21 protein-coding genes and 1 pseudogene are annotated in these 24,882 nt (G+C 64.1%); 13 read left to right on the plus strand and 9 right to left on the minus strand.

The genetic code is table 11. The features are described from left to right. Positions 1-1,359 (plus strand): replication initiation protein (locus tag L0U80_RS15355; protein ID WP_233866066.1); only part of this gene is annotated, 1,359 nt, incomplete at its 5' end. A gap of 82 nt (positions 1,360-1,441) precedes the next feature. Here the strand turns inward: L0U80_RS15355 and L0U80_RS15360 are convergent. Both L0U80_RS15360 and parA read right to left on the minus strand, forming a co-directional pair. Next, a complete protein-coding gene (locus L0U80_RS15360) occupies positions 1,442-2,506 on the minus strand; it encodes a ParB/RepB/Spo0J family partition protein (RefSeq protein ID WP_233866069.1) in 1,065 nt (354 codons plus the stop codon). A 24-nt stretch (positions 2,507-2,530) separates the two neighbouring features. Continuing rightward, positions 2,531-3,193 (minus strand): ParA family partition ATPase, encoded by a 663-nt coding sequence (gene parA / locus L0U80_RS15365; RefSeq protein ID WP_233871336.1) that lies wholly within the window; start codon positions 3,191-3,193, stop codon positions 2,531-2,533. A 443-nt stretch (positions 3,194-3,636) separates the two neighbouring features. Between parA and arsC the strand changes: the two genes are divergently transcribed. Further along, a complete protein-coding gene (gene arsC / locus L0U80_RS15370; RefSeq protein WP_233866072.1) occupies positions 3,637-3,996 on the plus strand; it encodes an arsenate reductase (glutaredoxin) in 360 nt (119 codons plus the stop codon). Between the two features lie 451 nt (positions 3,997-4,447). After that, positions 4,448-5,002, plus strand: coding sequence for an NADPH-dependent FMN reductase (locus L0U80_RS15375; RefSeq protein ID WP_233866075.1), 555 nt, complete (start codon positions 4,448-4,450; stop codon positions 5,000-5,002). Between the two features lie 68 nt (positions 5,003-5,070). Here the strand turns inward: L0U80_RS15375 and L0U80_RS15380 are convergent, their stop codons facing one another. Both L0U80_RS15380 and L0U80_RS15385 read right to left on the minus strand, forming a co-directional pair. Further along, positions 5,071-5,757, minus strand: coding sequence for a hypothetical protein (locus L0U80_RS15380; protein ID WP_233866077.1), 687 nt, complete (start codon positions 5,755-5,757; stop codon positions 5,071-5,073). A 174-nt stretch (positions 5,758-5,931) separates the two neighbouring features. Next, positions 5,932-8,208 (minus strand): hybrid sensor histidine kinase/response regulator family protein, encoded by a 2,277-nt coding sequence (locus tag L0U80_RS15385; protein WP_233866080.1) that lies wholly within the window; start codon positions 8,206-8,208, stop codon positions 5,932-5,934. 566 nt (positions 8,209-8,774) lie between these two features. On the opposite strand from L0U80_RS15385, the gene L0U80_RS15390 reads away from it, so the two are divergent. The 8 genes from L0U80_RS15390 to L0U80_RS15425 all read left to right on the plus strand — a co-directional run bounded on the left by L0U80_RS15390 (position 8,775) and on the right by L0U80_RS15425 (position 16,427). Continuing rightward, positions 8,775-9,152 carry a response regulator gene (locus tag L0U80_RS15390; protein ID WP_233866083.1) on the plus strand — a complete coding sequence of 126 codons (378 nt, stop codon included), beginning with the start codon at positions 8,775-8,777 and terminating at the stop codon, positions 9,150-9,152. Beyond that, positions 9,145-9,768, plus strand: a complete 624-nt coding sequence (locus tag L0U80_RS15395; RefSeq protein ID WP_233866089.1) for a chemotaxis protein CheC — start codon at positions 9,145-9,147, stop codon at positions 9,766-9,768. The genes L0U80_RS15390 and L0U80_RS15395 overlap by 8 nt, the downstream gene beginning before the upstream one ends. Beyond that, positions 9,765-10,721, plus strand: coding sequence for a sensor domain-containing diguanylate cyclase (locus L0U80_RS15400; protein WP_233866092.1), 957 nt, complete (start codon positions 9,765-9,767; stop codon positions 10,719-10,721). The genes L0U80_RS15395 and L0U80_RS15400 overlap by 4 nt, the downstream gene beginning before the upstream one ends. Before the next feature lie 231 nt (positions 10,722-10,952). Next, positions 10,953-11,804: a presqualene diphosphate synthase HpnD gene (hpnD, locus tag L0U80_RS15405; protein WP_233866104.1), complete on the plus strand. Its 852-nt coding sequence runs from the start codon at positions 10,953-10,955 to the stop codon at positions 11,802-11,804. Beyond that, positions 11,804-13,072 (plus strand): hydroxysqualene dehydroxylase HpnE, encoded by a 1,269-nt coding sequence (hpnE, locus tag L0U80_RS15410; protein ID WP_233866117.1) that lies wholly within the window; start codon positions 11,804-11,806, stop codon positions 13,070-13,072. Before hpnD ends, hpnE begins: the two co-directional genes overlap by 1 nt. Continuing rightward, positions 13,069-15,120, plus strand: a complete 2,052-nt coding sequence (shc, locus tag L0U80_RS15415) for a squalene--hopene cyclase (RefSeq protein WP_233866120.1) — start codon at positions 13,069-13,071, stop codon at positions 15,118-15,120. The genes hpnE and shc overlap by 4 nt, the downstream gene beginning before the upstream one ends. Continuing rightward, on the plus strand, positions 15,117-15,857 hold the full coding sequence (locus tag L0U80_RS15420; protein WP_233866123.1) for a phosphorylase: 741 nt from the start codon (positions 15,117-15,119) through the stop codon (positions 15,855-15,857). Before shc ends, L0U80_RS15420 begins: the two co-directional genes overlap by 4 nt. Positions 15,858-15,974: 117 nt before the next feature. Further along, entirely contained in the window at positions 15,975-16,427 is a 453-nt protein-coding gene (locus L0U80_RS15425) for an acyl-CoA thioesterase (RefSeq protein ID WP_233866126.1), read from the plus strand. 52 nt (positions 16,428-16,479) lie between these two features. On the opposite strand, the gene L0U80_RS15430 is transcribed toward L0U80_RS15425, so the two are convergent. The 3 genes from L0U80_RS15430 to L0U80_RS15440 all read right to left on the minus strand — a co-directional run bounded on the left by L0U80_RS15430 (position 16,480) and on the right by L0U80_RS15440 (position 19,216). After that, a complete protein-coding gene (locus tag L0U80_RS15430) occupies positions 16,480-17,580 on the minus strand; it encodes a thioredoxin family protein (protein WP_373322203.1) in 1,101 nt (366 codons plus the stop codon). Positions 17,581-17,686: 106 nt separating this feature from the next. Continuing rightward, complete coding sequence (locus tag L0U80_RS15435) at positions 17,687-18,103, minus strand: organic hydroperoxide resistance protein (protein WP_233866128.1); 417 nt, start codon at positions 18,101-18,103, stop codon at positions 17,687-17,689. A 63-nt stretch (positions 18,104-18,166) separates the two neighbouring features. Then, positions 18,167-19,216: an alpha/beta fold hydrolase gene (locus L0U80_RS15440; protein ID WP_233866130.1), complete on the minus strand. Its 1,050-nt coding sequence runs from the start codon at positions 19,214-19,216 to the stop codon at positions 18,167-18,169. Positions 19,217-19,406: 190 nt separating this feature from the next. Between L0U80_RS15440 and L0U80_RS15445 the strand changes: the two genes are divergently transcribed. Then, entirely contained in the window at positions 19,407-19,907 is a 501-nt protein-coding gene (locus L0U80_RS15445) for a MarR family winged helix-turn-helix transcriptional regulator (RefSeq protein WP_233866133.1), read from the plus strand. A 471-nt stretch (positions 19,908-20,378) separates the two neighbouring features. Here the strand turns inward: L0U80_RS15445 and L0U80_RS15450 are convergent. After that, positions 20,379-21,446 (minus strand): annotated as a pseudogene (locus L0U80_RS15450) (MlaA family lipoprotein); the annotation flags it as partial. Beyond that, complete coding sequence (gene hpnN, locus L0U80_RS15455; RefSeq protein ID WP_233866136.1) at positions 21,436-24,072, minus strand: hopanoid transporter HpnN; 2,637 nt, start codon at positions 24,070-24,072, stop codon at positions 21,436-21,438. The pseudogene L0U80_RS15450 and the gene hpnN, both read right to left, overlap by 11 nt. Positions 24,073-24,262: 190 nt before the next feature. Here hpnN and L0U80_RS15460 point away from each other — a divergent pair, with 190 nt between their 5' ends. Then, on the plus strand, positions 24,263-24,862 hold the full coding sequence (locus L0U80_RS15460) for an MlaC/ttg2D family ABC transporter substrate-binding protein (protein ID WP_233866139.1): 600 nt from the start codon (positions 24,263-24,265) through the stop codon (positions 24,860-24,862). Positions 24,863-24,882 lie beyond the last annotated feature (20 nt).

The raw sequence follows: 24,882 nt of genomic DNA on the forward strand, positions 1-24,882 counted from the left end.
ATGGCCACGAAGCGTGTGAAAAAAACCGATGTGGTAAGCCCCAGTTCGGCCGAATTACGCAAGGCCGTCGAGGCGATCGCGATTCAGCCGAAAAGCGGCAAGATCACGTTGCTGACCCGCAAGCTGTTCAACGTTCTCCTTGCAGTCGCCCAGCAGGCAGACGAGTCGGGGGATACCTATCGTGCCCTGTTATCCGACATCGTCGCGAATTCGGCATTCGACTCCAACGACACCGCCCTTGTGAAGGAGCACTTGCGCCGCATGGTGTCGGTGCAGGTCGAATGGAGTCAGGGGACGTCGAGTCAGAAGCCTGGCCGGAAGTGGGGTATTTCGACGCTGATTGCCGACGCCGAAATCCTCGAGGATCCAGCTACACGACGCGTCTGGGTCGAATTTTCGTTCGCGCCGAAGATCAAGAAAAAGCTGCTCGACCCGGTGCAGTATGCCCGGTTGAGCCTGCAATTTCAGAGCCAGTTGCGCAGCAGCGCAGGCCTTGCGCTCTACGAGATCTGTGTGCGTTACCTGACGAATCCCAGCCATCTCACGATGCGTGAGACCTGGGAATGGTGGCGCCCGATCCTCTCGGGCACGCCGGATACCGAGGCGGGCGACGAGGCCAAGCGCGAATACAAGTATTTCAAACGCGACTATCTTCGCCCCGCGATCGCGGAAGTCAACGCGGTCACGAACATATTCGTCGAGTTGATCGAACATCGCGAAGGTCGCCGGGTAGCTGAAATCCAGTTTCGCGTCACCGAGCGCAAGCAGCCCATGCTGGCGCTCGACGAGCATCCGAACGTATTCGACAGCACACTCGTCGACCGGATGGTGAAGATCGGTATTCCTCTGAAGGAAGCGCAGTCGCTTTACGCTGACAGTGAGGAGAACCGGATTCGCGCCGCGCTCCAGCTGACCGAGCAGCGTTTGCGCAGCACGAGCCTGCCGCCCGTCCGCAGTGCGGCGGCCCTGTTCAAGGATGCGCTCAAGAAAGGCTATGCGCCGCCCGTCGATGAGACGGCGTCGGGCTCGGCGGCTACCGGCAAGGGCGCCGTGGCCGTGCTGGGCGGGGACGATCCAAAAGCACGTCTACTCGACGAATACTCGGCTTATCGCCGCAAAGAGGCGCGCGCACTCTACGAGGAACAGGGTGAGATGGAAAGGCAGATTGCGCGCCAGTCGTTCGAGAGCGACGAACTGCCGGGTCTCGGTGCTCATATGCGAGACGACTGGCGTCGGCGCGGTCTCGAATCGAAACTGGCAGATACTGCATTCTTCGACTGGCTCGCGAGGAAGACCTGGGGCGAGCCGACCGACGGTGATCTGCTCGCATTCACGTTGGGCCAGTCGCGCGCGGCCTGAGCAAAATGTCGCCGGGCAATCCGGCGACGCGATCTTCAGCGGGATAGGCCGGAAATTGACTTCCGGAAATTCCCGCGAGTAATTATCTGGTTTGCAAAATCTGTTCGATCTGATGCAGGATTTCGTCGCGTCGATCCTTGGACAGTCCTTTGAGGCGCAGTTCGAGTCGATCGTCGCCGTATGACTTGAGATCGCCGACGGATACACCTTCCATCTTGATCTCGAGGCGCTGAGCGTAGCGTTGGCGTCCCGGTGTCTTGGCACTCTCCTGTGCGTTCGACCGTCCTTTGACGATATCTGCTACCTGGCGCGTGCTCAGGTCGTCCGCAAGAATCCGGTTGATCAAGCGCAGCGTAGCGTCGGTGCCACGGGCACCGTGGTAGCGGCCGACTTGATATGCCATGTTCGACCCGAAGCGGTCCGTGCGGGCAACCATTTCCTGCATCACGGATTCCGGTAACTTCGCAATCGACAGCGCGACAGCAACCGTCGATTCGTCGAGTCCGAGATGATCAGCGAGCTCACGCTGGCTCTGGAAGAACTTGTCGTCGATAAACCGTTTCCACACCACAGCGTTGTCGAAAACGGTCTGCGAATCCCGTTGGACGTTGAGATCGTAGCCAAGCTTGTAACTCTGAATACCGATGGGCAAATCAACGACGATTGCCTTGACCGTTTCCTTATTCGCTTCCTTCAGTGCACGTACGCGGCGTCCGCCGTCGCTCACGTAATAGCTGCCGGGCGTAACGTAATCGGGAATGACATGGATGGCCTGCTGCTGGCCTTGTTTCGCGAGGTTGACTGCAAGCTCTGCGATCGACGACTTCAGGTAAAAGTGGCGAGGATTGAACGGGCTCGGCTTGATAGCCTTCAACGGCAGTTCGATGATTTGTCCGGGCCGGTATCCATGTTCGACTCTCCAGGTACGATATTCGGACGATTCGTTTTCAACCGGATCAGGCACGGTGTCGGCCGGAATGTGGGCGTCGGCTGCTGGCTCGCGCGAATGGTCGGCGACTTCTTTGGTTTTCGACGTGTCCTGGACGAGTCCATCGATGGCATTGAGTCTGTCGAGCGCCGTGCGCTTTTCGCTGCTGGTCGTATCAGGCCTTGCCTGAAAGCCTTTGGCAAATTGGGAGGGTTTCATTCAGGGTCCTTTATGCGCATAAAGTCAGGGGAGCATCGACGCAATTTCGTCGGCGACGGCGCGCACCTCAAGCGCGGCTAGCCGCGCGCCACGGTCGTTCATCTGCAGGACCGTCTGGCCGAGGGCCATGGCTTGTTTGTACGCCTCGCGGGTAGGAATCTGCGTTTTGAGCAGCGGGAAGCCAAGGTCTTCGAGTGCGCGCTTTAGCTCACGTGTGAGCATGCGCTTCTCTTCCGTCTTGTTCAGCAGGAATACCGCACGCAAATCTTCGTTCATGACCTGCGCCTGCTGTATCAACTTGACCAATCCAACACTCGACCAATAATCGGCGGGCGATGACGAGGTGGGAACGATCGCGATCGAGGCAGCCAGCAGCACGACGCCAGAGACTTTCTCGGTTATTGACGGTGGGCAGTCGACCACGATGACGTCGTAATCGCCGATGAATTTTTTGATCTCCCGGTGGATCTGTCCGCCCGCTTCGGAGAGATTCACAACCGGGAACGGGATGCCGACTTCTTCGTCACCTGAAGCACTGGCCCAATGAACGAGGGTGTTTTGGCCATCGGCGTCCACGACGAGCACCCGCTTTCCTTTCTCGTGGAAGGCCGCGCCGAGATGCATCGCGATCGTGCTTTTACCGACCCCGCCCTTTTGTTGCGTGACTGCGATTATCTCTGCTGCCAATTGATTTTCTCCGTTTTCCTGATCGCTAGGAATTTTACCTGGAATGAATTTCAATTCAACGACTTTTGTCGTGATAACCCAGCGAATTGGCCATTTGACCAAGATTTATGCGCATAAAGCTGATCGCAGCGCCGGATCAGCACTGCCGGATTTGACTTAGGCGTCAATGGATGAGGCTGTCCTTCGCAACTGAGATGCGGTACTAGTGATCGCTTTATGCGCATAAAGTCCCGAGCTCTCGGACGCAACTGGCCAACCCAATGGGTCACGCCTCGGCTCATATCCATTGGCGGGTTCCTCGCGAAAGACGCCAATTTCCGGCCAACCTCTCGGATAGACCCGCAAACCGAGCTTCGGCGTGTCCGGGAGGCCCGGTAAAATCGGGTGATTCATCGGCAGCACAATGTGTGGCCGCACACCAGTTCTCTCGTCACTTGGTAACCATGATCACGATCTATCACAACCCTCGTTGCTCCAAATCTCGCGGTGCTTGCGAGCTCGTTACTCACGCCTACAACGCGGCCAATGAGGCTGTCGAGGTGATCGAGTATCTGAAGACTCCGCCAACAGTCGACCAGTTGAAGGCACTGCACGCGATGCTTGGATGTCCACTGCGCGAAATGATCCGGACTGGCGAAACCGAGTACAACGAACTCGGTCTTGACGCAGCCGACGTCACAGATGATCAGCTCTACGAAGCAATCTCACGTCATCCGATCCTGCTCCAGCGACCGATCGTGGTACGCAACGGCCGTGCCGTGATTGCCCGTCCGCCTGAGAATGTCGCCGCGCTTTTTGGCTGAGCGCACGCGGCCTCCGTGCTTGAACATTTGCATGCGCTGAGCGACCGCTATTTGAGGCCCGCGTCATGACTCGCGGCTAGATCTCACCGACCAGACGGCAGTGGGCTGCCACCACGGCCGGCTTTCGCTCGATCGAGACGTGTTCTGATCTATCGAGCGAAAGCAGCATCGAAAACCTCGAAATATAGAACGCCCAATATATGGGCAATCGAAATTCTCCTGTGCGATCCCACGCAAGGCCCCGTGGCATCGACCCTCACGCTAAATTGTCCACAAGGTTATCCAGAAAAAATGTGGATAAACCCGGTGACACTCGACTTATCCACAGCCGGCCCCGGGCGCACGGCTCAATGGCCATCGCCCGCTCATCAGATTGGTCTCGTGCCTATGATGAAGTTCTCTTTCATTGCGCTTCGCGCGCACTAGTGAGAGCACTGAGGAGGACACTGAGATGGCTTATCAAATCGCGGTCGTGGTCGGCAGTCTGCGCAAGGAGTCGTTCAACCGGCAGCTCGCACATGCGGTGACGTCGCTGGCTCCGCCCGACTTTTCGTTCGATTTCGTCGACATCGGCGTACTGCCGCTCTACAGCCAGGACTATGACGCCAACTTTCCCGAGGTCGCGCGCAAGTTCAAGCAGCAGATCGAGGCGGCCGACGCGCTGCTTTTCGTGACGCCCGAATACAACCGCTCGATTCCGGGCGTGTTGAAAAACGCAATTGACTGGGGATCGCGTCCGCGGGGACAGAGTTCGTGGCGAGGCAAGCCGGGCGCGGTGCTCGGCACATCGCTGAGCCCGCTCGGCACGGCCATCGCGCAGCAGCATCTGCGTACCGTGCTGGCTTGTCTCGATGTCGCACTGCTCGGTCAGCCTGAAATGTTCATCAAGCACGAAGGCGGCAAAATCAACGAAAAAGGCGAGATTATCAACGACGATATGCGTAAATTCCTGCAGTCATTCGTCGATCGCTACGTCGCGTGGATCCAGCGACAACTCGGCCGCTGACGCCGCTCGCAGAAAGACGCCCGGACGCGCGACGCCCGGACCTCCCGCGAGCCGCAATCATCCGGCACTCAATGCAGCGTCCGATGGTGTGCGGGCGTGTCGTCTTCGTACTCGAGAAATTCGTCGGGAATTTGTGGTGCAGCGTCTTTGGCTGGTCGGGTTGCTTCTGGCGCGGCGGGTACGTCGACGTGGTGACCCATCACAGCCCCCGCGCCCGGAGCGCTCGCCGCGGTCAGCACCGTGGCCTCGGCCTCGTTGCCGGGATTGCCTGAACCGGAGGTGTCCGCCGTCTTTCGCTCAGACGCGGGCATCGGCGAAGACGCGGTGGCAACACGCTGCCGCACTGCATTGGCCAATCCCGCGAGCCCCAGTTCCTCGAGTGCCGAGTGCTCGCGCGCGACAGGCGTGTCCTGCGTCACCCAGCCCCAGCCCGTGCCGCGTGTCGCGATGTCGATCGCGTGCTCCTGAAGTAGCGTCTCGCGGGCGAGCTCCGCGTGGTCTTCGTCTTCGACGTGCACGCCGACCAGCACCATATCGCCCGGCGCCATCGGCGCGTGCTCCGCGTCGTGCCCGCCTCGCGCCAGCGGATCGCTCGAGAAGAAGCTGCCGATGAGGCGCTCGATTCCCGCGAGGACGCCCGAGCTATGCACGGGCAATTCGATATCGCCCGCAGCAAAACCCTTCAGCATCAGTACGTCCTGCGCGTGCACCGCGTCATTCCAGGTCTTGAAGCGACCAGTCACGGTTTGTCTCATGGCGCCCTCCTCGACTGCAAAGCTCGGTGAGTGAGGATCACATGATGCGCTCAATCGTGCATCGTGCGTCGATCGGTGCTGCAATCGCCGTGCCGTGCCGGCGCGCCGCATCCACATCGGCCCTGCCTCAATCCGAATGCCACGCCGCCCGACGACCCGCGGCGCAACCCCACCTCAGAGCGTCGCGTCGCGCTCCCGCTGCGCCCGTTGCGACCGATCTCGCTGAATCTGCTCGAGCATCTTCTCGAGCAGTCCGATATCGAACGGCTTCGACAGCACGCGCACGTCGGCGTGACGCGCGCGCTCCAGCTCCTCGGCGTAGCCGGTCACGAGGATGATCGGCAGTTTCGGTTCGATGTCCTGCAGTGCCTCCGCGAGGTCGATGCCGTTCATCTCTCCCGGCATGTGAATATCGGAGATGACGAGATCGAAGCGCGAGGAGGTGGCGTCCCCGCTCGCATCCGCGGTGTCATGCCCCGCCTCCATAAGCGCGAGCGCGCTCGCCGCATCGTTCGCGCAGGTGACTTGATGACCCATCATCTGCAGCAGCGCTTCGGTGCCCGCTGCGACTTCGTCGTTGTCCTCCACGAGCAGTACGTGCAGCCCCTCTGGCGGGTTCACGTCAGCCTTGCGCGGCTCAGGCGGACGCTGCGCGGCGGGCGCTTGCAGCGTACGCGGGAGATACAGGTGCACCGACGTGCCGGCACCGATCGCACTGTCGATGGCTGCGAGACCGCCCGAGCGCTCGCAGAACGCGAACACCTGCGGCAGCCCGAGGCCGGTGCCCATGCCCTTCGGCTTGGTGGTGTAGAGCGGCTCGAAGGCGCGCGCGAGCACGTCGGAAGGCATGCCGACGCCCGTATCTTCCAGCGAGATCTGCACGAAGTCGCCGTCGAGCGGGAATCCTTCGCCCGGACGGAAGCTGATGTTGCGCGCGCGAACGGTGAAGCGGCCGCCGTTGGGCATGGCGTCACGCGCATTGACGGCGAGGTTGATGAGCGCGAGTTCGAATTCGGCGACATCGACGAGCACAGGCCACACGTCTTCGTCGACGTCGAGCACGAGCGACACCTTCGCGCCGAGCGACGCGCCCAGCAACTCGCGGCTGGCCGGCAGCCAGCGGCTGATCAGAATGGTCTCGTTGCGCAGCGGCTGCTTGCGCGCGACGCCGAGCAACTGGCGTGTGAGCGACTGCCCGCTCTTGAGCGCGCGCTCGATCGCCGAAAGTTCGCGTTCGAGGCCCGCAGCGCCGCGCCGCCGTGCGATCTGCACGTTCGCGGAGACGATCATCAGCAGATTGTTGAAGTCGTGGGCGACGCTGCCGACGAGGTTGCCGAGCGCCTCCATCTTGCGCGACTGCCGGTAGGCCGATTCGATGGAGCGTCGCATCGATGCTTCGGCTTGCCAGCGCTCCCACGCTTCTTCCTCGGCAGCGAGGCGGCGCAGCGAGAGCCAGATCACGCACCAGAGCGCGATCGACGGCGTGAACATCGAGATGAACAACACGCTCAGGTGTTGCCGCCACTCCGCCCAGATTGCCGAGGTCCGATAGCCGCACGATACGTAGACCGGATACGCGCCGACGCGCCGATACGCGAGGATCACATCGTCGCCCACGACCTGCGAGTGCATTCGCACGACGCCGGAATCGGCGCCGCGGGCTAGTGCGTCGACGAACGCGGTGTGCGGTGTGATGTGTGTCGCACCGGCGCGCGGCGGGGGATAGAACGCGAGGATCGAGCCGTCGCTGCGCACGAGGCCCAGGTCCATGGGCGATTGCGCGCCCAGCAGGTCGCGGTAGAACGCGCCGAAATACTCGGGCCGCAATGCGACCGAGACGAGGCCCGCGAACGCGCCCGTATTGCTCTCGCGAGCGACGCTGGTCGTGAACATGGGCTTGACGGTCACCTGGCTGACCACCACGGGCGAGACCTGATCGATCTTGCGGCCATCGCGGATGCCGACGAAGTCCGCGCGCGCGGCAATCGAAACAGGCGGCGGCGGAGACTGGCGGCTGCTCGCGAGCAGGTCGCCGTCGTGTCCGAAGATCGACAGGGACGCCACCTGCGGATAACCGCCGCCGAATGCGTCGAGTTTTTCGTGGATCAGGGGTTCCGTCGCGCGGATGCCGTCGTCGTCGAGGCCCTGCACGAGCTCGATGATGCGCGCGTTGAGCGCCTCGTTCATGTCGAAGACCTTCACCGCATGCTCTTGTGCGACACGCACCGTGCGCAGCGTTGCGTCAGTGGCTTCGGCTTCGCGCACGCGCAGGTCGTTGTAGGCCATGGCGGCGACGTAGACGCACGGCAGCACGATTGCCGCGATGAGGAGCGCGATCAGTGTGCGCCGGCGGACCTTAAAGTCGTGGCTGGGCGCCGCCGGTAGCGGCGCATCGTTGCGGGGTGGCGCGGGGATGCGATCGTCTGGCCGTGGGGGCCGATCAGGAGTCATTTTTTGGGAGGGCGAAATCCGACAGCAGAGGCTTCCGACATCATAAACGACCCCGCCCGTGCTCTGCGGCGACAAGAAAATGGTGCGAACCGGCACGGTAATGGGTGCAATGGCGCGGAACCGGCGCGTACAGCCGGTTTCTCTGCGTGCCGAATTCGCGAAATTCCGCGAAGCGCAAACGTACACAAAAGCGAAATCTACGCGACATTAGCAGCACGGTGATCGTTAGTTTTTCGTGGATCGGCGTATTTGAGTTAAATCTCTCGGATTACGCCTTTCTGCCGAGTTGCATTTGACTTCAATTGATTCGAGAATCAATCAAAACGCAAATAAAGGGCCATACATACTGGGCTTCGTTCACCGTGACGTTTCACGCACGGTGCCACTGCGGGGTGACTTCTCTCATGCGAACAGGAACGGCGCGGCTTACGGGCGGTGCCGCGCGGTAATGCGCCTTTTCGCTGCCCGAACCCTCCTCCGACAGCATCGGGCCTAAAGAAACCGCTAGCGCCGCCGTTATACCGTGGCAATGCAGTCCGTCCAACGCATATTTGTTTCGCATATACATGCTCGCGCCGTCCTTGCCTATCGTGATTGCCGACGATTCTCTGCTCGCCCGAAAGGTGCTCGCGAAAGCGCTGCCCGAGGACTGGCGTGTCGACATTTCATACGCGTCGAACGGGCGCGAAGCGCTGACGCTCTATCGCGCCGGCCGGGCGGCGGTGATGTTTCTCGACCTCACGATGCCCGACATGACGGGGTTTCAGGTGCTCGAGGAACTGCAGCACGAGGACCTGAATTCGTTCGTGATCGTCGTTTCCGCCGATATCCAGCCGCTGGCCAAGGAGCGCGTGCGCACGCTTGGCGCGGTGGCTTTCGTCGAGAAACCGATCACCCAGGAGGCGTTGCTCCCAATCCTGAAGGAGTATGGGTTGTATGGCTGATCCAGTCTTCACGGAAGTGCAGCGCGACGCCATCCAGGAGATCGCCAATCTGGGGATGGGGCAGGCCGCCACGCGGCTGTCGGGGCTGCTCGGCTCGTTCATCGAGCTGTCGGTGCCGCGCGTGCGCGTCGTCGAGGTGGCCGAGGCTGCGGCCGCGCTGCGCGAGATGACGGGCATCGACGGTCCGGTGACGGCCGTGCGCCAGGGCTTTCGCTCGGAGATCAAGGGCGAGGCGCTCGTGATCTGCAGAAGCGGCGAGATCATGGCGCTCAGCACGCTGCTGGGCGGTCCCTACGCCTCGTTTGCCTTCGAGCCGGTCGAGGAAAGAGAGCTGATGTTCGACGTGGCCAACGCGCTGACGGGCGCCTGCGTCTCGGCGATGCTCGACCAGCTCGGGCGACTGCCCGTCTTTACGCAGCCCGGGCTGCTCGGCGAGAACGTCATGCTCGACGAGGTGTTCCGACCGGGCCTTCTGGCCTGGGACCTCGCCTTGCTCGTCGAGGTGAACTTCGCGCTGGAGGACCAGCGCTTTCGCGCTCACCTCGTCATGCTGATGGCGGAAGAGTCGCTTGACCACGTCAGCCAGGCGATCGACGCCCTGCTGCTCAGCCTATGACCGGATCAGCGGATCTGCCGGTTCCGTTGCCGTCGCTGTCGGATCTCGTTGTCGAGCGGGTCGGTTTCGGCATTTTCGTGCTGGACCGGAACATGAACGTGCTGATGTGGAACCGCTTCATGCAGGACCACAGCGGGTTCGCGCCGGAGGCGGTGATCGGCCGCCCGGTTTTCGACATGTTTCCCGAGTTGCCGCGTGCGTGGCTTGCGCGCAAGGTCGAGAGCGTGTTCCAGCTAGGCAGCTTCGCGTTCAGTTCGTGGGAGCAGCGGCCCTGGCTGTTCCGCTTCGATCACGATCGGCCCATCACGGGCGGCGTCGACTACATGCAGCAGGACTGCACGTTCATGCCGCTGATGCATGGTCGCGAGGTGATTGCCGTCTGCGTCACGATTTCGGACGTGACACACGTAAGCATCATGCAGCGCGAGCGTGAAGAGGCCGTCGAAAAACTGCGCGAATTTGCGGACCGCGACGGCCTGACTGGCATCGCGAACCGCCGCTTTTTCGAGGCGCGGCTCACCGACGAATTCACGCGCTGGCAGCGCTACGGCGGCGAACTCTCGATGCTGCTGTTCGATCTCGACCACTTCAAACTCATCAACGACCAGTTCGGCCACGTTGCCGGCGATACAGTGCTGCGCGTGGTGGCGCAGCGCGTGTCGGACATGGTGCGCAAGCAGGATGTGTTCGGCCGTTTCGGCGGCGAGGAATTCGCGCTCCTCTTGCCGTGCACGCCGCTCGCCGATGCAATGGGCGTCGCCGAGAAGATCCGCCGCTCGATCGCCGATACGCCGATCGAGGTGCAGGGCGTGGCCGTCTGCGTGACCGCGAGCTTTGGCGGGGCCGCCGCACGTGTGGGCGTGCCCGACTACGAGGCCATGGTCAACGAAGCCGATGAGGCCCTTTATCGCGCCAAACGCGAGGGACGCAACCGCTCGGTTGCGCTCGGCTAAGGGCATCCGTCCCCTGTTTGTCCTGGACCGGTGGGTGCCCGACTGCGGTGCCATGCAAAGGTTGATATACTTTTGCCCGTTTCCGGCCGCAAATTGCATCCATGAGGTTGCGAGCGAACCGGCTGCCTCGTGCGTGTCCGCGCGCGCGGGCGACCCGCACGAGTGCAAGTCACCCGCGGGCCTGAATATCTGATAGCCCCCGTTGCGGGCGCCCCCTCAGCGGAGATCGTCTTGGCCGTTTCCAACCTCGTCGTGGACGATACACAACAAATTGATGCGGCTGCCGCTTCCTCGGGCAGTTCGTTTTATCTGGCGATGCGTATCCTGCCAGTGTCGCAACGCGACGCGATGTACCAGGTCTACGCGTTCTGCCGGGCCGTCGACGACATCGCCGACAGCGACCTGCCGCGTGCCGAGCGCGCGGCCGGGCTCGACCGCTGGCGCGCGGACATCGACGCCTGCTACGCCGGCACGCCGCCCGCGGCGCTCGCGGCGCTGACGCGCCACATCCACACGTTCGGTCTGCGCCGCGAGGATTTCCACGCGATGATCGACGGCATGGCGATGGACGCAGCGGCAGACATCTGCGCGCCCGACGAAGCCACGCTCGACCTCTACTGCGATCGCGTCGCGAGCGCGGCGGGACGTCTATCGGTGAGGATTTTCGGGATGGCCGAGGAGCCGGGGCGTGAACTTTCGCACCATCTGGGGCGCGCGCTGCAACTTACGAACATCCTGCGCGACATCGACGAAGACGCCGATATCAATCGAAGCTATCTGCCGCGCGAACTGCTCGCGCGCGAAGGCATCGCGATAACGGGCCCTCATCAGATTGCCGCCGATCCGTCGCTCTCGCGCGTATGCGAGACGCTCGCCGAGCGCGCGAAGCACTATTTCGCCAAAGCCGACGCGATCATGGACGCCGCGCCGCGCTCGCAGGTGAAGGCGCCGCGCATCATGTCGGGCGTGTATCGCGTGCTGCTCGAACAAACGCTGGACCGCGGCTTCGACCTGCCGCGCACGAAAATCACCAAGCCGAAAGCCCGGCTGATGTGGATCGTCGCGCGTTACGCGCTGTTTTGATGCCGAGGCTTGTCCATGTGATCGGCGCGGGGCTCGCTGGCCTCGCGACGGCGGTCCGGCTGCAGCGGCGCGGGGTGCAGATCGCGCTATACGAGGCGGCCGGGCAGGCAGGCGGACGCTGCCGGTCTTACTACGACAGCACGCTCGGCGCGACGCTCGACTGCGGCAATCATCTGATGCTGGCGTCGCACGCGAACACGCTGGCCTACGCACGAGCGATCGGCGCGGCCGACGCACTCGTCAGTCCGCCCGATCCTGGCTTCGCGTTCATGGATCTCGCGGCGCGCGCGCGCTGGACCGTGCGCTTCTCGCGCTCGCGCTTGCCGTACTGGATCGGAGATGCGAACGCGCGCGTGCCGGGCACGAAGACGGTTGATTACCTGGGTCTGCTGCCGCTCCTGTTCGCGAAGCCTGGCCGAACGCTGGCGCAGACCATGCGCTGCAACGGCACGCTGTGGGACAGGCTGCTAAACCCGTTGTTTCTCGCGGCGCTCAACGTCGAGCCGCGCATGGCGAGCGGCGAGCTTGCGGCGAACATGCTGCGCGAGGCGCTCGTCGCTGGCGGCGACGCGTTTCGCCCGCTCGTCGCGAAGAGCGGCCTGTCCAGTGCGTTCGTCGATCCGGCGCTGCGCATGCTGCAGCACGGCGGCGCGGCGATCCGGCTCAAGTCGCCGCTCGTGGAGATCGTGTACGACGACGCGGCGCGCCGCGTCGTCGCACTGGATTTCGCCAATGGCCGCGTGGTGGTGGGCGCCGACGAATCCGTCGTGCTGGCGGTGCCGCCCGAGGCCGCCCAGACGCTCGTGCCCGCGATCCAGACGCCGCGGCGTTTCACCTCGATCGTCAGCGTGCATTTCGCGATCGAGCCGCCGCACGGACTCGCGTCGCCGATGGTATTGCTGAACGGCACGGCCAACTGGCTTTTCGCCGCGCACGGACGCCTTTCCGCGACGATCCACGATGCGCACGCCGTGCTCGACGTGCCGCCCGAGGTGCTCGCGCGCAAGGTCTGGGCGGATGTGGCCGAAGCGGCGTCGCTGCCTGCCGACCGTCTGCCGCCGTGGCAGGTGGTCGAGGCGCCGCGCGCGACATTCGCGGCTGTACCCGATGAGGAATTGCGTCGCCCCGCGACGCGCACACGCTGGAACAATCTGATGCTCGCAGGGGACTGGACGGCCACTGGTCTGCCCGCGACTATCGAAGGCGCGCTCCGCTCCGCCCGCAAGGCAGCGGACCTGCTGCTTACAGAAAACATGGAACACCGATGACCGACCTATCCCAAGCCATGCCGACCGAAGACCTCGCGAGCGGCGTCGCCACCGCCGCCGACAGCACTCCCGCCGATCCGCTCGCCCACGCCGCGGCCACGGATCGCGCCGCTGCGCCGGTCGACGCGCTGGACGAGAGCATCACGCGTGCAACCGACGCGATCCTCGCGGCACAGCGGGCAGACGGCCACTGGGTCTACGAACTCGAGGCCGACGCCACGATTCCTGCCGAATACGTGCTGCTCGTCCACTACCTCGGCGAGACGCCGAATCTCGAACTCGAACAGAAGATCGCGCGCTACCTGCGCCGCATCCAGCTGCCCGGTGGCGGCTGGCCGCTCTTCGCCGAAGGTGCGATGGACGTGAGCGCGAGCGTGAAGGCGTATTTCGCACTGAAGATGATCGGCGATGCGCCCGACGCGCCGCACATGGTGCGCGCCCGCGAGGCGATTCTCGCGGCGGGCGGCGCGGAATCCGTGAACGTGTTCACGCGCATCCTGCTCGCGCTCTTCGGCGTGGTGACGTGGTATGCAGTGCCGATGATGCCGGTCGAAATCATGCTGCTGCCGAAGTGGTTCCCGTTCCACCTCTCGAAGGTGTCGTACTGGGCGCGCACGGTGATCGTGCCGATGCTCGTGCTGACTGCGAAGCGCCCCGTCGCGAGGAATCCGCGCGGCGTGCGGATCGACGAACTGTTCCATCGTGCGCCGGTCACGACCGGCCTGAACAAGCGCGCACCTCACCAGAGCAAGCGCTGGTTCGGCTTCTTCCGCGCCGTGGACAGCGTGCTGCGCGTGGTCGATCCGCTGCTTCCGAATTACCTGCGCCAGCGTTCGATCGACGCGGCGGTTGCGTTCGTCGACGAACGCCTTAACGGCGACGACGGCCTCGGTGCGATCTTCCCGGCCATGGCCAACTCCGTGATGATGTATGACGTGCTGGGCTATCCGGCCGATCACCCGCATCGCGCGATCGCGCGCCAGTCCGTCGAGAAGCTGCTCGTGATCCACAAGGACGAGGCGTATTGCCAGCCGTGTCTTTCGCCGGTGTGGGACACGTCGCTCGCCGCGCACGCGCTGCTCGAAACGGGCGAGGCGCGCGCCGAAGAAGCGGCGCGCCGCGGCCTCGAATGGCTGCGTCCGCTCCAGATCCTCGACGTGCGCGGCGACTGGATCTCGCGCCGTCCCGATGTGCGTCCTGGCGGCTGGGCGTTCCAGTACGCGAACCCGCACTATCCCGACGTGGACGACACCGCGGTCGTCGCGCTGGCGATGCATCGCGTGGACAAGCTTGACAAGACGAACAAATACGACGAGTCCATCGCCCGCGCGCGCGAGTGGGTGGTCGGCATGCAGAGCAGCAACGGCGGCTGGGGCGCGTTCGAGCCCGAGAACACGCAGTACTACCTCAACAACATTCCGTTCTCCGATCACGGCGCATTGCTCGATCCGCCGACGGCCGACGTGTCGGGCCGCTGCCTGTCGATGCTCGCGCAGATCGGCGAGATTCCGTCCGCGAGCGAACCGGCGCGCAGGGCGTACAACTACCTCCTCGAAGAGCAGGAAGCCGACGGCAGCTGGTACGGCCGTTGGGGCATGAACTACATCTACGGAACGTGGACGGCGCTCTGCGCGCTGAACGCGGCGGGCCTCCCGCACGATGACGCGCGCATGAAGCGCGCTGTGCAGTGGCTCGTGCAGATCCAGAACGCGGACGGCGGCTGGGGCGAGGACGGCACGAGCTACAAGCTCGAATACCGCGGCTACGAGCGCGCGGCGAGCACGGCGTCGCAGACGGCCTGGGCGCTGCTCGGGCTGATCGCTGCGGGTGAGGTGAATCATCCGGCGGTCGCGCGTGGCATCGAATGGCTGCAAAAGACGCAGTGCGAGGACGGCCTCTGGGATGAGACGCGCTTCTCGGCGACCGGCTTCCCACGCGTGTTCTACCTGCGCTACCACGGCTATCGCAAGTTCTTCCCGCTGTGGGCGCTCGCACGATATCGCAACGTCAAGCGCTCCGGCACGACGCTCGTGACGACCGGGCTGTGACGGTGTCCGCTACGCCATCGACGCGCGCAGGGCGCAACGACGCGCGGCCCGTGATCGCCGTCGCGGGAATGGCATTCGAGGCGCGCGTCGCGCAAGGCGACGGGCACGACGACGTCGTGGCGGTCTACGCTGCGCGCGCCGATCTGCTCGACCGCGCGCTGAAGTCCGCGCTCGAGCGTGGGGCTTCGGGTGTGATCAGCTTCGGCACTGCTGGCGGACTCGCACCCGATCTTGAACCGGGAACGATCGTCATTGCCGAGGCGGTGGACGGCCCATTCGGGCGCATCGAAACCGATGCCGCATGGTCTGCGCGGCTCGCCGCGGCGTTGCAGGCGTCACCGCTCGCGGCTCGCGTGCGGCGCGGCGTCGAGGCGGCCGTTGCGAAGCCGCTCACGGGCGCGGCGGACAAGGCCGCGCTCCACCGCTCGACGGGCGGCGCGCTGGCGGTCGACATGGAATCGCATCTGGCGGCGGTCGCCGCGGCCGCACGCGGCTTGCCATTCGCCGTGTGCCGCGCGATTGTCGATCCGGCGTGGCGCAGCCTGCCCAAGGCGGCTATGGCGGGCCTGCGCGACGACGGCTCGACGGCGATCCTTCCGGTCCTGCGTGAACTCGCGCGCGAGCCCGCGCAACTGGGCGGCCTGCTGCGCATCGCCGCCGACGCCCGCGCGGCTCGCCAGTCCCTCGCCGCCGCACGACGCGTGCTGGTAGCATCTGGAGCCCTTTTCCCTGCGTGATCCGCTCGGGCCATCGAGTGATGTAGGGAAAACCCTTATGTCTGGTAAAATCTAAGCGTTAACCCTAGGTTCAATCTGAGAACCGGGGACAAATCATTACCGCGAGATTTACCAGTCATGAATTTTCACACCCGCAAATGGGTCAAGCCTGAAGACCTGAATCCGAACGGCACGCTCTTCGGCGGCAGCCTGCTGCGCTGGATCGACGAAGAAGCGGCGATCTACGCGATCTGCCAGCTCGATAACCAGCGCGTCGTGACGAAGTTCATTTCGGAGATCAACTTCGTCAGCTCGGCGCGGCAAGGCGACATCATCGAACTCGGGATGAAGGCCACGGATTTCGGCCGCACGTCTATCACGCTGCGCTGCGAAGTGCGCAACAAGATCACGCGCAAGAGCATCCTGACGATCGAGAAGATGGTGTTCGTGAATCTGGGCGAAGACGGCAAGCCCGCGCCGCACGGGCGCGAGCGTATCCGTTACGCCGACGAGGCCTTCGAGCGTTATCGCCAGACCATGCAGACCACGGCCCGGACGGCTGAAGCGCCGGAAGAAGACGCGGTGCATTGATCCATTGCCGCCGCCCGGGCCTGTTATTTGTGTGAACAGGCCCAGGCCCCGATCAGCCGAACGTGAAGGCGAATGCGTCGACGCCGGGATCGAGAAAACGGATCTCGAACGTGTGCTCCTTCACCGGGCCGGATTGGCGCACGAGCTGGTAAAGGCGCGTTTCGGTGACGACACCTTTACCGTTGGCGTCGGTGTCCGTTCCATGATTTGCGCCCGGCGCGCTGCCATCGACCGTCACCTGGAATCGAACCGGACTTCGGCCGGCACCCGGTCCCAGGACAAGATGCAGATCGCGCGCGCTGAAGCGATAAACGATGCCGCCGCCTGCCCGGTTCAGGCTCGCGCGCTCCGCGCCGACCGTCCAGTTACCTGCAAAACTCCATTCATTGAGCCCCGGCGTGCTTGCCACGTAGTCGTGGGCAACGTCCTCCTTCAAGCCACCGCGTGAGACGTAATTCGACGCCTGCGCGTAACCGACATAGGTTTCGCCGGAGCCCAGGTGCGCGATGTCGGGCGAAGCCTGCTCGTCGCCGGCCTGCGGCGCGGTGAGCGCGCCCATCGCATCGTGCTTGCCGGCTTCGGCCAGCAGCGACTGGATCGCCTTCTCCACCTTGTCGTAATTCCCTTCGCCAACGAAGCGCGCTCGCACCTGTCCTTGCGCGTCGGCGATATAGAAGACCGGCCACGCGTTGTTGTGGAAGGCGTCCCAGATGCGATGGTCGCTATCGACCGCAATCGGGTAATCCAGCTGGAAACGGGCTATCGCTTTGCTGATATTCGCGGTGTCTTTCTCGAAGTCGAATTCCGGCGTGTGTACGCCGATCACGACCAGACCCTGGTCGCGGTACTTCTGCGCCCACGCGCGCACATGCGGCAACGTGCGAATGCAGTTGATGCAGGAATAGGTCCAGAAGTCGACCAGCACGACCTTGCCGCGCAATTGCGCCGCGTCGAGCGGGGGAGAATTCAGCCACGTCGACGCACCATCCAGCGACGGAAGAGGGCCCAGCTTCGGCAAATCGCTTCGATACGTCTGCATGGTTTTGTCTCCCGCCGCGCTGGCGGCGGGCAAGGTTGTGAACGTGGCCACACCGACGCCAAGCGCTGCGCAAGCACCGACTGCGATGCAGAGTTTTTTGAGCGTCGAGGTCATGAGAATTCTCCGCGCTGTGAAGTGATTTCAGCCGGACAAGCCGCAGAACGAGGGGCCGACCAGCGCCCGCTCGCCGCATCGCAGTCCGGATGGTTTCGACGATGGCTCATGCCAGCGCGATGGTCACGTCGATGTTGCCGCGTGACATCTTCGAATACGGGCAGAGCTGGTGTGCGGCCTCGATCAGCTCCTGAGCGACACCTCGCGGCAGGCCGGGCAGGCTCACCGTGAGACGCGCCTGCAGGAAGAACCCGCCATCGCCGGTACCGAGGTCGACTTCGGCATCCACAGCCGTGTCGGCGGGTACGGCGACACGCCTCTCTTTGGCAGCCCGTCCTATCGCGCCGATGAAGCAGGCTGACCAGCCCGCGGCGAAAAGCTGCTCCGGGTTCGTGCCCGTGCCGTTGCCGCCGGGCGGCGACAGCTTTATGTCGAGGCGGCCGTCGTCGCTTCGCGCGACGCCGTCGCGGCCGCCGGTGGTGTGGGTCTTTCCAGTGTAGAGGACGTTTACGATCGTGCTCATGATGTTTCCTTTCAGGTGTTGAACGATGGAGCGATATGTTTCGGATGACTTAATGACTGACGCTTAAAGCTGGCCGACTTCGATCACGGCATTGGCGAAGGCGCGCGGTGCTTCCTGCGGCAGGTCGTGACCCACACCGCCGGTGATCAGCTCGTGCTTGTACTTGCCGGTAAAGCGCTTCGCGTACGACGCCGGATCGGGATGAGGCGCGCCGTTCGCATCGCCCTCCAGGGTGATCGACGGGACCGTGATGGCAGGGAACTTCGCGAGCCGCGCTTCCAGTTCGTCGTACTGGGGCTCGCCTTTTGCCAGGCCGAGACGCCAGCGGTAGTTATGGACCGTGATGGCGGCCTGATCCGGATTGTCGAGCGCGGCGGCACTGCGCTCGAAGGTGGCGTCGTCGAAGTGCCATTGCGGCGAAGCCGTTTGCCAGATCAGCCTGGCGAAATCATGGTGATTCTTTTCATAGCCGAGGCGGCCACGCTCGGTGGCGAAGTAGAACTGGTACCACCATTGCAGTTCCGCTCCCGGCGGCAACGGCTGCTTGCCCGCGTCCTGGCTGCCGATCAGATAACCGCTCACCGAAACCAGTCCGTTGACACGCTGCGGATACAAGGCCGCCACGATATCGGCGGTGCGCGCGCCCCAGTCGTAGCCGGCGAGCGTGGCCTTGTCGATTTTCAACGCGTCCATCAGGGCGATCACGTCGGACGCGAGCGCTGCCGGCTGGCCGTCGCGCGGGGTATTGGCGTCGAGAAAGCGCGTCGTGCCGTAGCCGCGCAGGTAGGGAACGATCACGCGATAGCCTGCCTTGGTCAGGATGGGCACGACGTCGATGTAGCTGTAGATGTCGTACGGCCAGCCGTGCAGCAGGATGACCACGGGACCGTCGGCCGGACCTTCGTCCACGTAGCCGATGTTCAGCACGCCGGCGTCGATCTGCTTGATCGACTTGAACGTGGCGGGCGTCTGGCTTGCCGTCGTGGTCACAGTCGCAGCCGGTACGTCGTTTGCCGACTGGGCCTGCGCCGCGCCCGACAGGGCGAACTGTGCCCCGGCAAGAACGAGTGCCGCGACCATCCGGCGGGGACTGAGGTTGAGGTGCTTGCTCATCTGCTTTCTCCTGAAGTGGTGGATGCCTGACCGTGTGGATGTCTTCCGTTGTTTCTCTTGCGCGACGCTGGCGCGTCACAAACTTCATTTACTTATCGCGATAATCATTTGTGAGCGAACTATAGCCGAGCCATCTTCGACATTCAAGTACAATAATGATTATCGTGATAAATATTTTGAGAGGTGCCAGATGGGCAAGAACGGCGAACCCCGTAAGGAAACGGCAAAGCTGGGCGACTTCATGTGCTTCGCAATCTATTCCACGAACCTGGCCTACTCGCGGGTCTACAAGCCCGTGCTGGAGAGGCTCGGCCTCACGTACCCGCAATACGTGACCATCATTTGTCTTTGGGAAGAGGACAACCAGACCGTCAAGGGTCTGAGCGAAAACCTGTTCCTGGAGCCGAGCACGATGACGCCGATGCTGAAACGTCTGGAGGCGATGGGCTACGTGCGGCGCGAGCGTGACAGCGAGGACGAGCGCAGCGTGCGCGTGTTCTTGACCGAGGCAGGCCGGGCGTTGCGGGAAAGGGCGTTTGCCTTCCGCGAGGTGACGGCGAAGGCGGCAGGCCTGGCACCGGAGGAGTTTCGTGCGCTGCAGAAGGCCATCGTCAACCTGCGCAGCAATCTGATTGCTGCATCGGAAAACGTAGCCGACGCCACGGAGAGCGTCGTTTTGCACGACGAGTAAGGCGCGCCGGATCGGATGCGGGTCGCGCGGGGGCGATGGTCAACGAACCGCGCCGAGCGGCGCGCGCGAAGCGATCACGTCAAACGGCCGCCCGGTGCAGCTATTGCGGTTAAGGGCACGCTGCGGTTCGCGTGCGCGCTGCGGCGGCCAACGCGCACGAGCGGTCGCAGGCTGCGCGAACGGGCGTGAAGACGTGTTTCAGGTTGTCATCCCGCCGCAGCGGGGCGCAAGTCACTGGGCAGGCGCCGATGCAGGGACGGCAGGCCCTGGTGCGGTGAGAGCCGGCGCGGCAGGCGCTTGCGCTGGAACGGCAGACGCCGCCACCGCAGCGGATGCGGCCGCAGGCGCCGCTGGTGCGGCCATCCGAGCAGTCTCGGACGCGCTGGCTGGTGCAGCAGCGGCGGCGGACGCGTCATTCGCGACAGGGGCCGAAGCAGGCACCGGAACGGCGGGATTCGGCGTGGTCTCTGCCTGCGCTGCAGGCGCTTGCGCTGGAACGGCAGGTGCCGCAACCGCAGCCGATCCCGATGCAGCCACGGGCACCGCCGGAGCGGCCGCTGCAGCCGTTTCGGACGCGCCTGCGGGCGCGGCAACCGCAGCCGAGGCGCCATCCACCACAGCGGCTTCACCGGCCGCCCCTGCTGCCGTCGACGTGCCGTTAGCGTTGCCACTGTCGTCCGACGCGCCCGGATCTTCGTAATTCGGCAAGCCGTTACTGTCCGCGCCACCCTTGCCGCCCTTACCACCCGCTCCGCCGGAATCACCCGGATCCTCGTAATTGGGCACGCCGTTCGACTTGTCCGAGCCGTCCGGGTGGTCCGGGTCGCCGTAATCCGGCAGCGCCTGTCTGCCCGCCGCGCCGCGCAGCAGCGACTCGCGTTGCTGGCGGAACGCATCGCGCACGAATGAATATTTATCGAGCGCCGCCTGCTCGAGCAGATTGGTCGCGCCGAGCAGATCGGAACGCGTGCTGACGAACTGCGTCAGGTACAGCGGATTGCGCACTGCGGGCTCGATGTAGTTCAGCATGTTGAACTTCACATCGACCGCCATGCCGATCCCGTCGCGTACCGAACTCGGCCCGAACAGCGGCAGCACGAGGTACGGACCGGCGGGCATGCCGTAACGGCCGAGCGTGAGGCCGAAGTCCTGATGGTGCTTCGGCAGGCCAGCAGGCGTCGCGAAGTCGATCAAACCGCCGAGGCCGAACGTCGTGTTCATCGCGAGACGCATCAGGTCTTCGGTCGCGTCGACGATCTTCAGCTGCAGCAGGTTGTTGGCGAAGTTGCCGATGTCGCCGAGGTTCGAGAAGAAGTTGCTGATTGCCTGGCGCAGCGGTTGCGGCGTCACCTTCTGGTAGCCCTTGGCGACCGGCTGCGCGATGGTGCGATCGACCGCGTCGTTGAACTTGAAGATGGCGCGGTTCGCCGGTTCGAACGGATCGCCCGGCGTGCGATCGGGGCCGGTGGCGCAACCCGACGTCACGAGGAGCACGAGGCTCGCCGCGGCCATGATCAGCCCGGCTCGTTTAATTTTCATCGATTGATTCCCGACGTTGCGCCCCCGCGCGTTTCACGACGCGCGGCTTGCCCATCAGCACTGGCTGGAACACCACCGCGCCGATCAGCGTACAGAACAGCGAAAGCGCGAGCAGCTTGCCCATGCTCGACGTGCCCGGATGATGCGACAGCCAGAGGCTGCCGAACGCAGTGGCGGTCGTCGCAGCCGAAAAGAGCACCGCGTGCGTGAGGCTCGACTGGAGCAGGCCGGTCTGGCCCGCGCGCCACGCCATCACGAAGTAGATTTTGAACGCGACGCCAACCCCCAGCATCAGGGGAAGCGCGATGATGTTCGCGAAATTGAGCTGGATGCCGAACACGACGCACAGCTCCAGCGTCACGAGCGCCGATACCAGCAGAGGGATCAGCGTGCGCAGCACGTCGCCGAAATGGCGCAGCGTGATCCACAGGAGCACCGTGATGAGCACCACCGACCACGCCGCCGCCTGCAGGAACGAGAGGATGATCACGTTCGCCGAATGCAGGATCGAAATCGGCCCGCCGATTGCGCGAGGCTCCGCCGCCTTCACCGCATGAGAAAAGCGCGCGAGCATCCGGTCGTCGTTGGGATCGATGCCCGCCGGCACGCGCGGCGCGATGTCGACGAGCGCCTCGCCCGTCGGCGCCACCCAGTCGCGCACCATTTCGGGCGACAGGGACTCACGCGTGATTTGCGTCGGCTGCAGCAGGTTGGCCAGTTGCGAGAACGCGAGCTTGAGCGGCGCGCTGAAGGCCCGCTCGGCGCGATCGCGCGTGGCAGCGTCGGCGTTGGCGAGCTTTGTCAGCGCCTCGGACAGATGCTTCGCCTCTGCCGCGCCCGGGCCCGGATGATCTTCCGCCGCGAGCGAGAGCTGATTCGCAGTGCGCTTGAGCGTCGCTACGCGCACCTCGTCGGTCACCGGCGCGGACGGCTGCTGCGTGAGCGCGGGCAAGAGCTGCTGCGCGGCGCTGGAGATCAGCATGAGCTTTTGCTGCTGGTCGTCGGGGATCAGCGAACTCAACGTCGTCGCGCGGCCCACGTCCGGCAGCTTCGAGAGCTTCGCGGCGATCTTGTCCGCCTCCTCGAGCGACGGCGCGAGCACGTTCACATTGTTGATCGAGATGACCGGCGAATTCTTCAGCGCGATGAGCGTGGCCATCGACTCCGTATGCGGGTCCTTCAGGTGCAGCGGATTGAAGTCGAAGCGCAGATTGAACAGCAACGGCGTCGCACCGACCACGACGATGAGCGTGCCGATGAGCACTCTGTTGCGGTGCTCGGCGAGCCACGTGTCGATGGGCGCGAGGAACGCGAAGCCAGGCGAGTGCGCCTCGCCGTGCGGCTTTAACACGCTGATGAGCGCGGGCAGCAGCGTCATGTTCGCGAGGTACGCGACGAACATGCCCACGCCGGCAATCTGGCCGAGTTCGGCGAGGCCTCGATAGGCAGTGGGCAGGAATGAAAAGAAACTTTCGGCGACGGCGATGGCGGCGAGCGTGAGCGGCACGCCGATCATGCGCGCCGTCTTGAGGAGCGCGAAGTCGAGACGGTCGTCGAGATGGCGCGCCTCGCGGTACTTCACGCCGAACTGCACGCCGAAGTCCACGCCCAGTCCGACGAACAGCACCATGAACGCAACCGAGAGCATGTTCAGCGAGCCGACCATCATGAGGCCGAGCGCGGCGGTGATGACGAGGCCGATCACGAGCGTGATGAGCACGGCGCCGATCAGCTTGCCCGAGCGCAGCGCGAGCCACAGGATCACGAGCACGACGATGGCGGTCAGCACGCCGTTGAGCACGGCGCCGTCCTGAACCGAGGCGAATTCCTCGTCCGCGAGCGGCTGCTGGCCCGTCAGGCGCACACGGGCGCCGTAGTCGGCGTCGAGGTGCAGCGACGCGGCGGTCTCGCGGATCGCGTCCGACGCGCTCGCGCTCGCCTTGAGCGCCGCGAAGTTGAGCACGGGCCTCACGGTGATGAATGCGAACGCGGGCTTGACGGCCGAATCCTTGTCGACGAGCGCGCGCCAGGAGAACGCCGCCGGTTTGCCGGCGACGACCTGATCAACGACACCAGCGGCGCGGCCAAGCAGATCGGCCATATCGGGCAACTTCACCTGGCCGATCTGCAGCGGCAGCATCAGTGTCGTCGAGAGCGTACCGGCGAGGCCCGTGAGGCTCGGGTCTCGCGCGAGCTGGTTCACGAGCGGTCGTGCCTGCACGAGCTGGCCCGTGGTCGAAAGCACGGTCGATGTGGGGAGGAACAGCAGGCCGTTGTGTTCGAAGAACGGTCCGCCCGCCGGCTGCGTCACCGCGCTGAATTCGCGGGCGTTCTCCCGGAGTGCGGCGGCGAGCTTGTTGGCGGCGGCGTCGGCGAATTCAGGCACATCGGCTTCGACGACGACCAGCAGCGCCTGATCGCGCTGCGGGAAGGCCCGGTCGATGGCTTCGCCGAGCTCGGCCCACGTCCCTTTGTTCTCGACGAGTCCGCTGACGTCCGTGTTGATCTTGAAGTGCTGGACGACGTATACGCCGCACAGCGCGGCCAGCACGACCGCGAGGGAGATGACCCACGCTGCGCGTCGTACTGACCAGGCGACGAGGTGGATGATGAATGGCTTCAGCATACAGGCGAGGGAGCCCTGTCAATGACGTTATTCTTGGTGAAGCGCATAAGTATACCGGCGTCGACCGTTCGGACGCGGCTCGCGCACATAAGCGACGTCCGCAAAGCCGTTATACTGGTTCGCCCGTCCGGTATGCGCCACTGCGGCCCACCGTGGCCCGGCGCTTGAATCTTACTGTTCCGATGAGCGTATGAAACGTTATTTCACCGCATTTCTCGCAGCCGCCTTCGTGTCGGGTGCCGCCTTTGCCCAGAGTTCGCCGGATACCACGGTCAGAAACGCCGTGGAAGGCACCGTGAAGGCCATGCAGGCCGACCCGCAGGCACGCGGTGGCGACATGGCAAGGATCACCCAGGTGGTCGAAACCCATTTCGTTCCGGCCACCGACTTCCAGCGCACCACGCGTATCGCCATCGGCAAGGCATGGGCCACCGCCACGCCCGAGCAGCAACAGAAGCTGTACGAGCAGTTTCAACTGCTGCTGGTGAAAACCTATGCGGCGTCGCTTTCGCAGTTGCGCGATGCGCAGGTGAGCTTCAAGTTCCTGCCGTCCAGCACGGCCGCGGGCGCGAAGGACACGGTCGTGCAGTCGCACGTGATCAGCAACGGCGGCGACGATGCCATCGACTATCGCCTCACGTACACGCAATCCGGCTGGAAAATCTACGACATCAACATGATGGGCGCCTGGCTGATCCAGGTGTACCAGACGCAGTTCGCCGAACAGATCGCCAAGGGCGGCATCGACGGGCTCATCAAGTTCCTCGTCGACCACAACGCGCGCAGCTGACTAGCTGACTCAGCGTACCA

It is taken from the genome of Paraburkholderia adhaesiva, from assembly GCF_021390575.1.
Lineage (GTDB): Bacteria > Pseudomonadota > Gammaproteobacteria > Burkholderiales > Burkholderiaceae > Paraburkholderia > Paraburkholderia adhaesiva.

Coding starts and splice junctions, on each gene's coding strand:
- L0U80_RS15360 (WP_233866069.1), bottom strand. CDS start 2,506: ATGAAACCCTCCCAATTTGCCAAAGGCTTTCAGGCAAGGCCTGATACG.
- arsC (WP_233866072.1), top strand. CDS start 3,637: ATGATCACGATCTATCACAACCCTCGTTGCTCCAAATCTCGCGGTGCT.
- L0U80_RS15375 (WP_233866075.1), top strand. CDS start 4,448: ATGGCTTATCAAATCGCGGTCGTGGTCGGCAGTCTGCGCAAGGAGTCG.
- L0U80_RS15380 (WP_233866077.1), bottom strand. CDS start 5,757: ATGAGACAAACCGTGACTGGTCGCTTCAAGACCTGGAATGACGCGGTG.
- L0U80_RS15385 (WP_233866080.1), bottom strand. CDS start 8,208: ATGACTCCTGATCGGCCCCCACGGCCAGACGATCGCATCCCCGCGCCA.
- L0U80_RS15390 (WP_233866083.1), top strand. CDS start 8,775: ATGCTCGCGCCGTCCTTGCCTATCGTGATTGCCGACGATTCTCTGCTC.
- L0U80_RS15395 (WP_233866089.1), top strand. CDS start 9,145: ATGGCTGATCCAGTCTTCACGGAAGTGCAGCGCGACGCCATCCAGGAG.
- L0U80_RS15400 (WP_233866092.1), top strand. CDS start 9,765: ATGACCGGATCAGCGGATCTGCCGGTTCCGTTGCCGTCGCTGTCGGAT.
- hpnE (WP_233866117.1), top strand. CDS start 11,804: ATGCCGAGGCTTGTCCATGTGATCGGCGCGGGGCTCGCTGGCCTCGCG.
- shc (WP_233866120.1), top strand. CDS start 13,069: ATGACCGACCTATCCCAAGCCATGCCGACCGAAGACCTCGCGAGCGGC.
- L0U80_RS15425 (WP_233866126.1), top strand. CDS start 15,975: ATGAATTTTCACACCCGCAAATGGGTCAAGCCTGAAGACCTGAATCCG.
- L0U80_RS15430 (WP_373322203.1), bottom strand. CDS start 17,580: ATGACCTCGACGCTCAAAAAACTCTGCATCGCAGTCGGTGCTTGCGCA.
- L0U80_RS15435 (WP_233866128.1), bottom strand. CDS start 18,103: ATGAGCACGATCGTAAACGTCCTCTACACTGGAAAGACCCACACCACC.
- L0U80_RS15440 (WP_233866130.1), bottom strand. CDS start 19,216: ATGAGCAAGCACCTCAACCTCAGTCCCCGCCGGATGGTCGCGGCACTC.
- L0U80_RS15445 (WP_233866133.1), top strand. CDS start 19,407: ATGGGCAAGAACGGCGAACCCCGTAAGGAAACGGCAAAGCTGGGCGAC.
- hpnN (WP_233866136.1), bottom strand. CDS start 24,072: ATGCTGAAGCCATTCATCATCCACCTCGTCGCCTGGTCAGTACGACGC.
- L0U80_RS15460 (WP_233866139.1), top strand. CDS start 24,263: ATGAAACGTTATTTCACCGCATTTCTCGCAGCCGCCTTCGTGTCGGGT.